The organism is Ectopseudomonas composti, from assembly GCF_900115475.1.
GTDB classification, from domain to species: Bacteria; Pseudomonadota; Gammaproteobacteria; order Pseudomonadales; family Pseudomonadaceae; genus Aquipseudomonas; species Aquipseudomonas composti.
Genome location: NZ_FOWP01000011.1, coordinates 73038 through 87137 on the forward strand (window position 1 = coordinate 73038; position 14100 = coordinate 87137).

Here is a 14100-nt window from a genome sequence, read left to right on the forward strand (position 1 = left end):
CGTTCCTAAACCTTGAACTGATTGATCAGGCGGCGCTGTTGTTCGGCCAGTTTGGTCAGTTGGGCGCTGGCCTGGCTGGCTTCGTCGGCGCCGCCTGCCACCTCGTTGGCGACCTGGCCGATATTGGTGACGTTGCGGTTGATGTCTTCGGCCACCGCGCTCTGCTCCTCGGCTGCGCTGGCGATTTGCGTGTTCATGTCGTTGATCACTGATACCGCCTGGGTGATGGATTCCAGCGATTGAGCGGCCTGGTTGGCATGCTCCACGCTGTCGTCGGTCTTGCTCTGGCTCTGCTCCATCACCTTGACCACTTCGCGCGTGCCTTGCTGCAGCTGCTGGATCATGGTCTGAATTTCTTCGGTGGCCTGCTGGGTTTTCTGCGCCAGGTTGCGCACCTCGTCGGCGACCACGGCGAAGCCACGGCCCTGTTCACCGGCGCGGGCCGCCTCGATGGCCGCGTTGAGCGCCAGCAGGTTGGTCTGCTCGGCAATGCCGCGGATGGCGACGAGGATGGCGTTGATGTTCTCGCTGTCCTTGGCCAGGTTCTGCACCACGCCCACGGCGCGGCTGATTTCGGTGGCCAGCGCAGCGATGGCCACCGAGGTTTCCTGTACCACCTGCTTGCCCTGGTTAGCTGCGCGATCAGCATGGTTGGCGGCTTCGGCAGCGTGGGTAGCGTTGCGTGCGACGTCCTGCGCGGTAGCGGTCATCTCATGGACGGCTGTGGCCACCAGTTCGATCTCGGCCAGCTGCTTCTGCACACCCTGGTTGGTGCGGATGGCGATGTCGGCGGTGTGCTCGGAGGAGTCACTGACCTGCTGCACCGAGGTCACCACGGCGGCGATCATGGTTTGCAGTTTGCTCAGGAAGGCGTTGAAGCCGGCGGCGATCTGTCCGAGTTCGTCTTTGCGATCGACCTGCAGGCGTACCGTCAGGTCGCCATCGCCCTTGGCGATGTCGTCGAGCATGCCGACCATCTGCCGCAGTGGGCGGGCGATGCCGTAGCCGACGAACCAGATTATCAGCAGGCCCAGACCCGCGATCAGCAGCCCGACCAGGGTCATGCCCAGCGTATCCGCGTCGCGCTGTGCGGCCAGGTCGCCTTGCAACTGGTGCAGGTCGGTCATCACGGCTTGCAGCGGTAGCACCAGCATCAGCACCCAGCGCGTGTCGCTCTGGCCGATGTTGAAGCTGAGAAAGAGTTCGATATGGCTGTGCTCGGGGTCTTCTTTGGCATCGATGGAGTAAAGCGGCTGACCGGGCTGTAGTTTGCCGAGGTTGGTCACTTCGTTGGCATCGAGCAGAGCGGTGGCAGACTCGCCGAGTTTGTCTGGCGCCTTGGTCGAGGCGACCAGGCGTCCGTTGCTGGCGATCAGCGCCATCTCACCCGCGCCGTTGTAGAGCTGGGCGTCAGCCTTTACCAATAGTTCCTGAATGAAATTCACCGCCAGATCGGCGCCAGCGATGCCGCGAAACTCGCCGTTGACCAGGATCGGTGAGGTAAAGGAGGCGAGCATGGTCATCTTGCCGCCGACATCGTAGGGGGCCGGATCGATCACGCAGGGCCGTTTACGTTCTTTCGGGCAAAGGTAGTATTCGCCCGCGCGCACGCCGGTTGGCAGTAGCTCCTCGCTTTCGGTCGAGCCGATGGCGTCGATGCCCAGGCTGCCGTCGGCATTGCGGAACCACCAGGGCAGGAAGCGACCGGTGCCGTCGTAGCCGTTTTCCTTGCTACCGGCATAGATGTCGTCACTGGCATCGAAGGCGTTCGGTTCCCAGCCCAGATAGCTGCCGAGCAGCTTGGGATTCTGTGCTGTGGTTTCGTGCACCAGATTGGCCAGCTCTTCGCGACTGATGCTGAGCATCGGGCTGCCGTTGGCGTCGGTCATGCCGAGCATGGCGTTGATCCGTGCCAGGTCTGCGGTGATCTGCAGTGGGGTTTCCAGTTCACGCTGAATTTCACTGACCTGCGCCTGCGCCAATGCAGACAGGCGCTGCTCGATGACTTGCTCCAGCAGCTTCTGTGTACGCTCCTGCACCAGATTCTGAGTTCGGCCGCTGGCGAACAGGGCGTAGAGCACCAGCGCCACGACCACCGCGAGCACGCTGGCGCCGGCCAGGAAAGCGACGGAAAACTGGATCGACTTGAACTTCATGTGAGCTCCCGGACGCAAAGTGCGCCTGTCACGGTCTATCGGCAGTGACAGGTGAAAACCTTAATGGGTTGGTGCTGACGCACAGGCTGGTGTCGTATTCAGCAAAGATGGCGTGCGGCCATCGCGCAAGTGGCATGGTTGCCCGCCGTGCGGGGGCGGCCTAGCATAGGGCGTCCGATTCAAGGAGATGGCTCGATGAGCAAGGTTCTTTATCTGAGTGGCCTGGCTGCGGCGTTGCTGCTGACCGGTTGCCAGGCAGTCAATACCACCAGCGGTGGTGCGGTTGGCGTGGAGCGCAAGCAGTACATGTTCAGCATGCTGTCAGCCGAAGAAGTCAATCAGATGTACGCGCAGTCCTATCAGCAAACTCTGAGCGAGGCGTCGAGCAAGGGCGTGCTGGACAAGAGCAGTGCCAACGCCAAGCGTCTACAGACCGTCGCTGGTCGCTTGATTCCGCAGGCGCCGCGTTTCCGCCCGGACGCCGCCAACTGGCAATGGGAGGCCAACCTGATCAAGAGTCCGGAGCTCAATGCCAACTGCGGCCCCGGCGGCAAGATCATTTTTTATAGCGGCATCATCGAGCAGCTGAAACTTACCGATGACGAGATTGCCGCCATCATGGGGCACGAGATGGCTCATGCCTTGCGCGAGCACAGCCGTGAGGCGATGTCCAAGGCCTATGGCATTCAGGTCGCCAAGCAGGGCGCTGGTGCGTTGCTCGGTCTCGGCGAGACTGGCATGGCGATGGCCGATACCGTGGTGCAGTACAGTCTGACTCTGCCCAACAGTCGCGGTAACGAGAACGAGGCTGACCTGATCGGTCTCGAGCTGGCTGCGCGTGCAGGTTATGACCCGAATGCGGCCATCAGCCTGTGGCAGAAGATGGAGGCTGCCGGTGGCGGCGCGCCGCCCGAGTTCATGAGCACTCACCCTTCGTCCAGCAGCCGTATCGCCTCGCTACAGGCGGCGATTCCCAAAGTGATGCCGCTGTACGAACAGGCCAAGGCCGGGCGTTAGGTTCGGACGTAAAAACGGCGCTGCGTGAGGGTTCACGGCGCGCCGTTTGCGTTTCAGGGTAGTGCCGTTTCGGCGAAGGGGCGAGGTTGCAGACCCAGTTGGGCGCGGAAACTCTCCATGTCGAACATGGTGCAGATTTCCTGAATCTCGTTGCCGGGATTCAGCGTCCAGAACGCCATGGCCGAAATGCTTAGTACCTTGTCGCTCGGCGGGTAGCCCAGTGCGGGTTTCTGGATGGTGCCGATCAGCGTGCTCCAGGTCACCACCTTGTAGCCTTCGGCGACACACTCCTCGATCACGATCTGCAGGTCCGGCATGGCGTGGCGGACGTCCTGCACCATCTGACTGAAGCCTGCGCTGCCGAGTGGGCGCCCGATGAACGAGCTCTTGTAGAGAAAGTCGCGACTGTGCAGTTGTTCGGCCAGAGCCAGGCGACCTTTGTTCCAGGTCAGGTCGATGTGCTGGCACACCACCTTCTTGCGATCATCCAATGACATGCCGCCCTCCCGACTGCATCGCTGAGCTACGTGACGTGGCACGCACTTTAGCAGCAGGCAGGAGGGGGCTGGGATTGGCCGAAATGCCAGCCCGTTGGCGTCAGTAATGTGTCAGATCATGCCGCTCAGTTTCATTGCCTGATAGCCAGCGTAGATCGCCAGGACGGCGAAGGCGCAGGCCGCCAGACGGCGGATCAGGGTCAGTGGCAAGCGTTCGGCGGCGAAATTACCTGCCAGCACTACCGGTACGTTCGCCAGCAGCATGCCCAGCGTGGTGCCGATCACCACCAGGATGAAGTGCGGATACTGCGCCGCCAGCATCACGGTCGCGACCTGAGTCTTGTCACCCATCTCGGCGAGGAAGAAGGCAATCAGGGTGGTGAGGAAGGGGCCGTATTTCTTCAGGCCGGATTCCTCGTCATCGTCCAGTTTGTCCGGAACCAGGGTCCAGGCCGCCACAGCGACAAAGCTGGCAGCCAGAATCCAGCTCAAGGTGGCAGGCGAGAAGAAGCCTGCAACCCAGTTGCCAATGGCGCCTGCTGCAAAATGGTTGGCCAGTGTGGCGACGACGATACCCCAGATGATCGGCCAGGGCCGGCGGAAGCGGGCGGCCAGCAGCAGGGCGAGCAATTGCGTCTTGTCGCCGATTTCGGCGAGGGCAACGATGAAGGTGGGGACGAACAGGGATTCCAGCATCAGGTTTCCTAAAGGGGCGGGTCAACACGGCTTATGACACGAACGACCTTCCCGCCCCGGGTGAGGTTGTACGTGTCATAGGTCTTGTCAAACCGCAAGCCTATCGACGTAGGCCTTGGGTCGCATGCGCCATGCTCTGCGGAGCAAGTGTGTTGACGCATGCCGGGCGAGCAGGGCGCTCGCGGGAGACTACTCCCCTAGGACGGGCGCAATTGTGCCCAAGCGCTACGCGGGGAGCAACCCCAATTCAGCGATGTGCGCTGTAGATACGAAAACCGTCCGCATCGGCCAGGGTGCGGCAAGGCCCCAGGTGGCGTTCGATCAGCGGGGGGTATTTGAGGAAGCTGTTGGCCACCAGGCGCAGCTCACCGTCTTTCACCAGATGGCGCGCCGACTGGGTCAGCAGGTTCTCGCTGGCCTGGTAATCGGTGTGCACGCCCTGATGGAAGGGCGGGTTGCTGACGATGGCGCTCAACCCTTCTGGCGCCGACTCGATCCCGGTGCCGGCGATCAGGTTGGCCGTCAGACCATTGCGTGCAAGTGTCAGGCGGCTGCTCTCCAAGGCGAAGGCGTCGACATCCAGGAGGCTCAGTTCGCTGGCCGGATAGCGCCGTTTGAGTACGGCACCGAGTACGCCAGCACCGCAACCGAAGTCCAGCAGGTGGCCGCTTGGCAGATCGTCCAGGTGTTCCAGCAGCAGTGCGCTGCCGCGATCCAGACGGCCATGGGCGAACACGCCGGGCAGGGTGACGATCTCCAGCGCACCATCGCTCAGCGGCAATGAATAGCTCTGTGCCAGGGCATGCAGATCGGGTACGGGCGGCGCCTGCTGCACTTCGACGCACCAGAGTTGGCAATGCCGCGCGCTGTCGAGTTTGCGCGGCTTGCCATAGGCCGTCAGCTGCTTCGCCGCGCGCTCGATACCGCCACGTTTTTCCCCGACCAGGTACAGCGGCTTGCCGGCCAGGCGCGAGGCCAGGGCGTGCAGCAGGTAATCGGTCAGTTCGCGTGACTTGGGCAGGAACAGCACGGCAGCGCGGTAGTCGCCCTCTGGCATGCGCGTGTCGAACTGGCTACGACCGGCAAAGCGCGTGGCGAGTAAGGCCTGGTCGCCCGCGTGCCAGTTCCAGCCGCGCGCCAGCGGCAGGGCACTGAGCAGATCGTCAGCCGGCAGGCCAGCCAACAGCAGCTCGCCACCGAACAGGTCGGCCTGCCGCAGGAGAACTTCGCTTCGCGCATCCATGGTGGGTTCCTGCCTGAAAAAGCTGCGCAGCTTACCCGACGACTCGCAGCGGCGCACCGGCGAAGAAGCCGGCGGCGTTGTCGACCATCTGGCCGACGATGCGCTGGCGTGCCTCTTGACTACCCCAGGCGCTGTGCGGCGTGACGATCAGGCGTGGGATGTTCGCTGCCAGCAGCGGGTTACCGTCTTTGGGTGGCTCCTGCAGCAACACATCAGTGGCGGCGCCGCCCAGATGGCCGCGACGCAGCGTATCGGCCAGTGCCTGTTCGTCGATCAGTCCGCCGCGAGCAGTGTTGATCAAAAAGGCACGTGGTTTCATCAGCGCCAGCTCCTCGGCGCCGATCATGTTGCGGGTCTGTTCATTGAGCGGGCAGTGCAGGGTCAGTGCATCGACCTGCGGCAGCAGTTCGTGCAGCGGCAGGCGATTGGCCCGCGCCGGGCGGCCGGGCAGTTGGCCAAGCAATACGCGCATGCCGAAGGCTTCGGCCAGACGGGCGACGGCCCCCCCCAGCTCACCATGGCCGAGCATGCCCAGGGTCTTGCCTTCGAGCTCGACGATGGGGTGATCGAGCAGGCAGAACTGGCTGGCTTGTTGCCAGCGGCCGGCGGCGATATCGCGTTGGTAGTCTGGCAGACGCGTGGCCAGGGCCAGCAACAGCATCAGGGTGTGTTGCGCCACGGACGGGGTGCCGTAGCCCTGGCAGTTGCAAACGGTCACGCCGTGGGTACTGGCGGCTTTGAGGTCGATGTTGTTGGTGCCAGTGGCGGCGACCAGCACCAGCTTCAACTCGGGGCAGGCGGCGAAGGTAGCCGCGTCCAGCGGCACCTTGTTGCTGATGGCGACCTGGGCACCTTGCAGGCGTTCGGCGACCTGATCCGGACGCGTATGTGCGTGCAGGGTCAGCTCGGCGAAGGCCTGATGCAGGGGTTGCATGTCGAGGTCGCCAAGGTCGAGGGAGGCGTGGTCGAGGAAGACGGCGCGTGGGCTGTTGCTCATCAGCTATACCTTTTCGCAGGAGGGTCTCAAGAGTAGATTGGCGAGCCTACCAGACCTTCACTGTCGATGCGGAGCCGCCATGTACTGGAGTGAATTTCTCACCGTTGCCTTGATTCACCTGCTGGCGGTGGCCAGCCCAGGGCCGGATTTCGCCATCGTCGTGCGTGAGAGCGTCGGCTACGGTCGCCGCGCAGGGCTGTTCACTGCCCTCGGGGTGGGCACCGGCATTCTGGTGCACGTCACCTATTCGCTGTTGGGTATTGGCCTGATCGTGTCGCAGTCCATCGTCCTGTTCAACGCGCTGAAATGGTTGGCAGCGGCTTATCTGCTGTATCTCGGTATCAAGGCGCTGCGTGCGTGTCCGGCTGATCCGTCCAGTGCGGAGCTGAGTCTGGCGGCAGGCGAGCGTAGCGGTCGTGGTGCTTTCGTCACGGGGTTCATCACCAACGGGCTCAATCCCAAGGCGACGCTGTTCTTCCTTTCCCTGTTCACCGTGGTGATCAATCCGCATACGCCGGTGGCGGTGCAAGCTGGTTACGGTATCTACCTGGCACTGGCTACTGCGTTCTGGTTCTGCCTGGTGGCCTGGTTGTTCAGCCAGCAACGCGTGCGCGCTGGCTTCGCCCGTATGGGGCATTGGTTCGACAGGCTGATGGGAGCGGTACTGGTGGGGATCGGTGTGAAGCTGGCGCTGACCGAGATGCGTTGACCAAAGAGCCCCGCAATTGCGGGGCTCTTTGCTGATGGGGCGGGTTACAGCAGTTCGATGGCCACCGCTGTTGCTTCGCCGCCGCCGATGCACAGCGAGGCAACGCCGCGCTTGCCACCTTTTTTCTGCAGGGCGTTGATCAGGGTGAGGATGATCCGCGAGCCAGTGGAACCCACCGGGTGGCCCTGGGCGCAGGCGCCGCCGAACACGTTGACCTTGGCATGATCCAGGCCGTGTTCACGCATGGCCAGCATGGTCACCATGGCAAAGGCTTCATTGATCTCGAATAGGTCGATCTCGTCCTTGCTCCAGCCGGTCTTCTTCAGCAGGTTGCTCATCGCGCCGATGGGGGCCAGGGTGAACTCGCTCGGCTCTTGGCTTTGGGTCGCGTGGGCAACGACCTTGGCCAGCGGCTTGAGGCCGCGCTTGGCCGCTTCATCGGCGGTCATCAGCAGCAGCGCGCTGGCGCCGTCGGAAATCGAGCTGGCGTTGGCCGCTGTGATGGTGCCGTTCTTCTTGAAGGCAGGCTTGAGTGCGGGGATCTTGTCCAGGTTGGCCGTCAGCGGCTGCTCGTCATCTTTAACGACCACTTCGCCTTTGCGCGAGGTGACGGTGATCGGGACGATCTCGGCGTCCAGCGAACCGTCCTTGATCGCCACCTGTGCGCGGCGCAGCGATTCGATGGCGTAGGCATCCATTTCCTCGCGGCTGATGCCGTATTTATCGGCTGTCTCCTGGGCGAAGGAGCCCATCAGGCGGCCGGTGCGAGCGTCCTCCAGGCCGTCGAGGAACATATGATCCTTGATTTCGCCATGGCCCATGCGCAGGCCGGTACGGGCTTTCTCCAGTACATAGGGCGCGTTGGACATGCTTTCCATACCGCCGGCGACCATTACCTGGTTGCTGCCGGCCTTCAGCGAATCGAAGGCCATCATCACGGCTTTCATGCCCGAGCCGCACAGCTTGTTGATGGTGGTACAGCCGGTAGCGGCGGGCAGGCCTGCATTGAGCGAGGCCTGGCGTGCCGGCCCTTGTTTGAGGCCGGCTGGCAGTACGCAGCCCATGATCACTTCCTGTACGTCGGTTGGCTCGATACCCGCGCGCCTGACCGCTTCGCGAATAGCGGCGGCGCCCAGCTCGACGGCTGGCACACTGGCCAGGCTGCCTTGAAAACCGCCCATGGGGGTACGGGCGCCGCTGACGATGACGATATCGGACATGCTGTTACCTCGAACGAAAGAGTGGCTCGGTGCCGCCTGTTTAAGGACCGGCTGGTTGGCTTGATTCTAACCTGTGACCAAAAGTGGCCATAGAGTCACGTGGCAAATCATTCTTTGGGCTGATTTCGCTGTGCAGGCACCGCTCTAGAGTCGCTGCATACCAATTCCTAGCGTGCCTCAAGGTGACTTCATGCTGCAGACCCGACTGATCCCTCCCGCCGAAAACGCTCATGCCTATCCGCTGCTGATCAAGCGCCTGCTGCTCTCCGGTAGCCGTTACGAGAAAACCCGTGAAATCGTCTATCGCGACAAGCTGCGCTACAGCTACGCCACCTTCAACGAGCGTGTTGCCCGGCTGGCCAACGTACTCAGCGAGGCGGGGGTAAAGGCCGGCGATACCGTGGCGGTGATGGATTGGGACAGCCACCGCTACCTCGAGTGCATGTTCGCCATCCCGATGCTCGGCGCGGTGCTGCACACCATCAACATTCGCCTGTCGCCGGACCAGATTCTCTACACCATGAATCATGCTGAAGACCGCTTCGTGCTGGTCAACAGCGAGTTCGTACCGCTGTACAACGGCATTGCCGGGCAACTCACCACTGTCGACAAGACCCTGCTGCTGACCGATGGCGAGGACAAGAACGCCGACCTGCCGAACCTCGTCGGCGAGTACGAGAGCCTGCTGGCGGCGGCCAGCCCGCACTACGATTTCGCCGATTTCGACGAGAACTCGGTGGCTACCACCTTCTATACCACCGGCACCACCGGTAATCCCAAGGGCGTGTACTTCACCCACCGGCAACTGGTGCTGCACACCATGTCCATGGCGACCACCATGGGCGGCCTGGACAGCATCCGCCTGCTGGGCAACGACGATGTCTACATGCCGATCACGCCGATGTTCCACGTGCATGCCTGGGGCGTGCCATACGTGGCCACTATGCTCGGGGTCAAGCAGGTGTACCCCGGTCGCTACGAGCCGGACATGCTCTGCCGTTTGATCAAGGAGGAGAAGGTCAACTTCTCCCACTGCGTCCCCACCATCCTGCAGATGGTGCTGAGCGCGCCGGGCGCGCAGGGCCATGATTTCGGCGGGATGAAGATGATCATCGGCGGCAGCGCGCTCAATCGGTCACTCTACGAGGCGGCCAAGGCGCGTGGTATCCAGCTGACCGCAGCCTATGGCATGTCCGAGACCTGCCCGCTGATTTCCTGCGCCTATCTCAATGAGGAGCTGCGCGCCGGCAACGAGGACGAGCGCACCACCTACCGGATCAAGGCGGGTATTCCGGTACCGATGGTAGAAGCCGCGATCATGGATGCTGATGGCAAGCTCTTGCCAAGTGATGGTGAATCCCAGGGCGAGCTGGTACTGCGCGCGCCCTGGCTGACTCAAGGTTATTTCCGCGAGCCGGAGAAGGGCGAAGAGCTCTGGGCGCATGGCTGGTTGCACACCGGCGATGTGGCAACCATCGATGGCATGGGCTTTATCGAGATTCGTGATCGCATCAAGGATGTGATCAAGACCGGCGGTGAGTGGATTTCCTCGCTGGAGTTGGAAGATCTGATCAGTCGGCACCCAGCAGTGCGTGAAGTCGCTGTGGTTGGTGTACCGGATCCGCAATGGGGCGAACGCCCGTTCGCACTCTTGGTGCTGCGCGAAGAGCAGGGGCTGGATGCCAAAGGGCTCAAGGAATACCTCAAGCCTTTCGTCGAGCAAGGGCACATCAACAAGTGGGCGATCCCTACGCAAATCGCCCTTGTTACTGAAATTCCCAAGACCAGTGTCGGCAAACTGGACAAGAAACGCATTCGCGTCGAAATCGCCCAGTGGCAAGAGGCTGGCAGCGCGTTCCTGTCCACGCTGTGAGGTGCCAATTGACTGGGTGGTGAAAGTGACCGCTCAGTCAAACAAGCGTTTGGCTTGCTAATTGCTGTTTCACGTCCATGCTTGGCTAGGGGCAGGGCCTGAAACCTGCGAGCCAGAGTGCTTGGGGGCTGCAAATCACACTTTCGAGGGATCAAGCAGTACCACACGCTGGCTATAGTCAAAGCATCCATAACAAAAAACACATGGAGTAGCGTCGATGACAACAAAAACAAAACCCTACTGGCGCCTGGCAAAACTGCCGCTGGCCGTCAGCCTCGCTTCCACCCTTGCCGCTCCGGCATTCGGCGTCACTTTCAATATCGGTGAGATCGAAGGGCAGTTCGACTCGTCGCTGTCGGTGGGGGCGAGTTGGTCGACTTCCAAGGCAGATAAGGACCTTATCGGTTTCAACAATGGCGGCAACGGTCTTTCTCAGACTTCGGACGACTCACGGCTTAATTTTAAACGTGGTGAAACCTTCTCGAAGATCTTCAAGGGTATCCATGATCTTGAATTGAAGTACGGTGATACCGGTGTATTCGTCCGGGGCAAATACTGGTACGACTTTGAGCTGAAAGACGAGAGCCGACTGTTCAAGGACATTAGCGACAGCAACCGCAAGGAAGGCGCCCAATCCTCGGGTGGCGAGATCCTCGACGCATTCATCTATCACAACTATGCCATTGGCAATCAGCCTGGTTCAGTTCGCCTGGGCAAGCAAGTGGTCAGCTGGGGCGAGAGTACCTTCATTCAGAACAGCATCAACGCCATCAATCCGGTCGATGCAGCAGCTTTCCGCCGTCCTGGTGCGGAGATCAAGGAAGGTCTGATCCCGGTCAACATGTTCTATGTGGCCCAGAGTCTTACTGATAACCTTTCCATGGAAACCTTCTACCAGTTGGAATGGGATCAGACAGTAGTTGATAACTGCGGTACCTTCTTTGCTCAGGCTGACGTGGTCGCAGACGGTTGCACCGACAACCTGGCTGCTCTGAGTCCAGCGCTCGGTAACCCTGCTTTGTCGGGGGCAGCGGCGGCGGCTGGTTATCCTTACCGAACGACTTCAGAGGGCGTGATCATTCCTCGCGGAGGGGACCGCGATGCGCGCGATAGCGGACAGTGGGGCGTGGCTTTCCGTTATATGTTCGAACCGCTGGATACGGAGTTTGGCCTGTATGCGATGAACTACCACAGTCGCACGCCAGTCTTCAGTGGGCAGGCTGGACCTGCGGGGGCATATGCGGCTGCGCCCGGGGTCGGTCAAGGCGTGGTTCAGGGATTGATCGGGCCCGCGGTTGCTCAATTGGTGGCCCAGCAATGTGCGGCTCTGGCAGGCGCGTGCGCGAACCCGGGAGTCCTGGCTCAAGTGCAACAGCAGGTAACGGCGGGCGTTCTTGCTAGCGGACCGGGGCAGGCTGCGGCGGCGGCTGGATCAGGTGTAGCCACCGCCATGATCGCAGGCTCCGGTAAATACTTTATGGAGTATCCGGAAGACATTCGTCTCTACGGTCTTAGCTTTTCTACCACTCTACCCACCGGTACTGCCTGGAGCGGTGAGCTTAGTTACCGCCCCAACGCTCCGGTGCAGCTCAATACCGTTGATGTACTTTACAGCGGCCTGACACCGGTACGTCCCAACGTCTCCGTGCTGCAAGGCGCGCCGGGCGGTACCACCCACGGTTACCGCCGTAAGGAAATCACTCAGTTCCAAACTACCTTCACTCACTTCTTCGATCAGGTCATGGGCGCTAGCCGTCTGACTCTAGTGGGCGAAGTTGGTGTCACCCATGTTGGCGGTCTGGAAAGCACGAGCAAAGCGCGCTATGGCCGCGACCCCGTGTTCGGTTCCGGTGAACTACCCAATGGCGAATGTCAGGTTCTGGCTAACAGCACCAAGGGCTCGCCCAGCAAATACTGCAACAATGATGGTTTCGTGACATCCACTTCCTGGGGCTACCGCGCCCGTGCGATCTGGGATTACCCGAATGCCATTGTTGGTGTGAACTTGCGTCCAAGCGTGTCCTGGTCTCATGACGTGGAGGGCTACGGCCCCAACGGTCTGTTCAACGAAGGCGCCAAAGCCGTAAGTCTGGGCCTGGATGCCGACTACCAGAACACCTATACCGCTGGCCTGTCCTACACCAACTTCTTCGGCGGCACTTACAACACCTCCGTTGACCGCGACTTCGTCGCGCTCAGCTTCGGTATGAACTTCTAAGCGGCCAGGAATTTCGAGGAATCATGATGCAAATGAAAACAACAAAAAAACTGTGGCAAAGCGGTGTCCTGACTCTGTCTCTGCTGACGACCAGCGTGATGGCGGCAGTATCGCCGGATGAGGCCGCGAAGCTGGGTAATACGCTGACCCCGGTTGGTGCCGAGATGGCCGGCAATGCCGATGGCTCGATCCCAGCCTGGACCGGTGGTCTGCCGGCCAACGCTGGTGCAGTCGATCCGCGAGGCTTTTTGGCTGATCCGTTCGCCAACGAGCAGCCGCTGTTTACCATCACTGCGCAAAACGTCGATCAGTACAAGGACAAGCTGACCCCCGGCCAGCTGGCGATGTTCAAGCGCTATCCGGAAAGCTACAAGATGCCGGTGTTCCCGACCCATCGCTCGGCCAATCTGCCGGCTGCGGTGCTGGAGGCGGCCAAGCAGAATGCGGTCAATACCAAGATGGTGGAGGGTGGTAACGGCCTGGAGAACTTCCAGACCGCCAACCCCTTCCCGATTCCGCAGAACGGTCTGGAAGCGATCTGGAACCACATCACCCGCTATCGCGGCGGTAGCGTGCGTCGTCTGGTGACTCAGGCGACTCCGCAACCGAATGGCTCTTACTCGCTGGTCTACTTCCAGGACGAGTTCACCTTCCGTGACGCGCTGACCGACTTCGATCCGAACAAGGAAAGCAACGTACTGTTTTACTTCAAACAACGCGTGACGGCTCCGTCGCGTCTGGCGGGTAACGTACTGTTGGTGCACGAAACCCTCAACCAGGTGAAGGAGCCGCGTCTGGCGTGGCTGTACAACGCCGGTCAACGTCGCGTGCGTCGTGCACCGCAGGTGTCTTACGACGGTCCGGGTACCGCTGCAGATGGTCTGCGCACCTCTGACAACTTCGACATGTACAACGGTGCGCCGGATCGTTACGACTGGAAACTGGAAGGCAAGAAGGAGATATACATCCCGTATAACTCCTACAAGCTGGACTCGCCGAACCTGAAGTACTCCGACATCATCAAGGCCGGTCACATCAACCAGGACCTGACGCGTTACGAGCTGCACCGTGTATGGCACGTGACCGCGACTCTGAAGTCGGGCGAGCGTCACATCTATGCTAAGCGTGACTTCTACATCGACGAGGACACCTGGCAAGCTGCTCTGATCGACCACTACGACGGTCGTGGCACCCTGTGGCGCGTGGCTGAGGCGCATGCCCAGTACTACTACGACAAGCAAGTGCCGTGGTACACCATTGAAACCCTGTACGACCTGCTGTCCGGTCGCTACCTGGCTCTGGGTATGAAGAACGAGGAGAAACAAGCCTACGACTTCAACTACAAGGCTTCTGGCAGCGATTACACCCCGGCCGCTCTGCGTCAGGCTGGCGTCCGTTAAAACCTGTCTCGAGCAACACGACGAAGCCGGCCTTGTGCCGGCTTTTTCGTTACGGACTGTAGCAGGCGCTTCAA

At 61.1% G+C, this 14100-nt stretch carries 11 protein-coding genes and 1 riboswitch; of the genes, 5 read left to right on the top strand and 6 right to left on the bottom strand.

Going from position 1 to position 14100, the window contains the following annotated elements:
- Positions 1 to 5: 5 nt before the first annotated feature.
- Positions 6 to 2156 carry a methyl-accepting chemotaxis protein gene (locus BM059_RS18670; protein ID WP_074940890.1) on the bottom strand — a complete coding sequence of 717 codons (2151 nt, stop codon included), beginning with the start codon at positions 2154 to 2156 and terminating at the stop codon, positions 6 to 8.
- A 195-nt stretch (positions 2157 to 2351) separates the two neighbouring features.
- Between BM059_RS18670 and BM059_RS18675 the strand changes: the two genes are divergently transcribed.
- The gene (locus BM059_RS18675) at positions 2352 to 3173 is read left to right on the top strand and encodes a M48 family metallopeptidase (protein ID WP_074940891.1); all 822 of its coding nucleotides are present in this window, start codon (positions 2352 to 2354) and stop codon (positions 3171 to 3173) included.
- Between the two features lie 53 nt (positions 3174 to 3226).
- Here the strand turns inward: BM059_RS18675 and BM059_RS18680 are convergent, their stop codons facing one another.
- The 4 genes from BM059_RS18680 to BM059_RS18695 all read right to left on the bottom strand — a co-directional run bounded on the left by BM059_RS18680 (position 3227) and on the right by BM059_RS18695 (position 6606).
- Positions 3227 to 3670, bottom strand: a complete 444-nt coding sequence (locus tag BM059_RS18680) for an ester cyclase (protein ID WP_074940892.1) — start codon at positions 3668 to 3670, stop codon at positions 3227 to 3229.
- 111 nt (positions 3671 to 3781) lie between these two features.
- On the bottom strand, positions 3782 to 4366 hold the full coding sequence (locus BM059_RS18685) for a TMEM165/GDT1 family protein (RefSeq protein WP_036999012.1): 585 nt from the start codon (positions 4364 to 4366) through the stop codon (positions 3782 to 3784).
- A gap of 77 nt (positions 4367 to 4443) precedes the next feature.
- Positions 4444 to 4576: riboswitch (yybP-ykoY riboswitch) on the bottom strand.
- Positions 4577 to 4613: 37 nt separating this feature from the next.
- Complete coding sequence (locus BM059_RS18690; protein WP_074940893.1) at positions 4614 to 5609, bottom strand: class I SAM-dependent methyltransferase; 996 nt, start codon at positions 5607 to 5609, stop codon at positions 4614 to 4616.
- Positions 5610 to 5640: 31 nt separating this feature from the next.
- Entirely contained in the window at positions 5641 to 6606 is a 966-nt protein-coding gene (locus BM059_RS18695) for a 2-hydroxyacid dehydrogenase (RefSeq protein WP_074940894.1), read from the bottom strand.
- A gap of 79 nt (positions 6607 to 6685) precedes the next feature.
- Between BM059_RS18695 and BM059_RS18700 the strand changes: the two genes are divergently transcribed.
- On the top strand, positions 6686 to 7315 hold the full coding sequence (locus BM059_RS18700) for a LysE family translocator (RefSeq protein ID WP_074940895.1): 630 nt from the start codon (positions 6686 to 6688) through the stop codon (positions 7313 to 7315).
- 44 nt (positions 7316 to 7359) lie between these two features.
- Here the strand turns inward: BM059_RS18700 and BM059_RS18705 are convergent, their stop codons facing one another.
- Entirely contained in the window at positions 7360 to 8535 is a 1176-nt protein-coding gene (locus tag BM059_RS18705) for a thiolase family protein (RefSeq protein WP_074940896.1), read from the bottom strand.
- 190 nt (positions 8536 to 8725) lie between these two features.
- On the opposite strand from BM059_RS18705, the gene BM059_RS18710 reads away from it, so the two are divergent.
- The 3 genes from BM059_RS18710 (at position 8726) to BM059_RS18720 (ending at position 14026) form a co-directional block, all read left to right on the top strand.
- Positions 8726 to 10408, top strand: coding sequence for a fatty acid--CoA ligase (locus BM059_RS18710; RefSeq protein WP_074940897.1), 1683 nt, complete (start codon positions 8726 to 8728; stop codon positions 10406 to 10408).
- 217 nt (positions 10409 to 10625) lie between these two features.
- The gene (locus BM059_RS18715; RefSeq protein ID WP_036999001.1) at positions 10626 to 12626 is read left to right on the top strand and encodes a DUF1302 domain-containing protein; all 2001 of its coding nucleotides are present in this window, start codon (positions 10626 to 10628) and stop codon (positions 12624 to 12626) included.
- A 32-nt stretch (positions 12627 to 12658) separates the two neighbouring features.
- Complete coding sequence (locus BM059_RS18720) at positions 12659 to 14026, top strand: DUF1329 domain-containing protein (protein ID WP_074940953.1); 1368 nt, start codon at positions 12659 to 12661, stop codon at positions 14024 to 14026.
- Positions 14027 to 14100 lie beyond the last annotated feature (74 nt).

Excerpts from the sequence above, each read along its gene's own strand:
- BM059_RS18720 (WP_074940953.1), top strand. The coding sequence starts at position 12,659 with ATGAAAACAACAAAAAAACTGTGGCAAAGCGGTGTCCTGACTCTGTCT.
- BM059_RS18695 (WP_074940894.1), bottom strand. The coding sequence starts at position 6,606 with ATGAGCAACAGCCCACGCGCCGTCTTCCTCGACCACGCCTCCCTCGAC.
- BM059_RS18705 (WP_074940896.1), bottom strand. The coding sequence starts at position 8,535 with ATGTCCGATATCGTCATCGTCAGCGGCGCCCGTACCCCCATGGGCGGT.
- BM059_RS18685 (WP_036999012.1), bottom strand. The coding sequence starts at position 4,366 with ATGCTGGAATCCCTGTTCGTCCCCACCTTCATCGTTGCCCTCGCCGAA.
- BM059_RS18690 (WP_074940893.1), bottom strand. The coding sequence starts at position 5,609 with ATGGATGCGCGAAGCGAAGTTCTCCTGCGGCAGGCCGACCTGTTCGGT.
- BM059_RS18675 (WP_074940891.1), top strand. The coding sequence starts at position 2,352 with ATGAGCAAGGTTCTTTATCTGAGTGGCCTGGCTGCGGCGTTGCTGCTG.
- BM059_RS18715 (WP_036999001.1), top strand. The coding sequence starts at position 10,626 with ATGACAACAAAAACAAAACCCTACTGGCGCCTGGCAAAACTGCCGCTG.
- BM059_RS18670 (WP_074940890.1), bottom strand. The coding sequence starts at position 2,156 with ATGAAGTTCAAGTCGATCCAGTTTTCCGTCGCTTTCCTGGCCGGCGCC.
- BM059_RS18680 (WP_074940892.1), bottom strand. The coding sequence starts at position 3,670 with ATGTCATTGGATGATCGCAAGAAGGTGGTGTGCCAGCACATCGACCTG.
- BM059_RS18700 (WP_074940895.1), top strand. The coding sequence starts at position 6,686 with ATGTACTGGAGTGAATTTCTCACCGTTGCCTTGATTCACCTGCTGGCG.
- BM059_RS18710 (WP_074940897.1), top strand. The coding sequence starts at position 8,726 with ATGCTGCAGACCCGACTGATCCCTCCCGCCGAAAACGCTCATGCCTAT.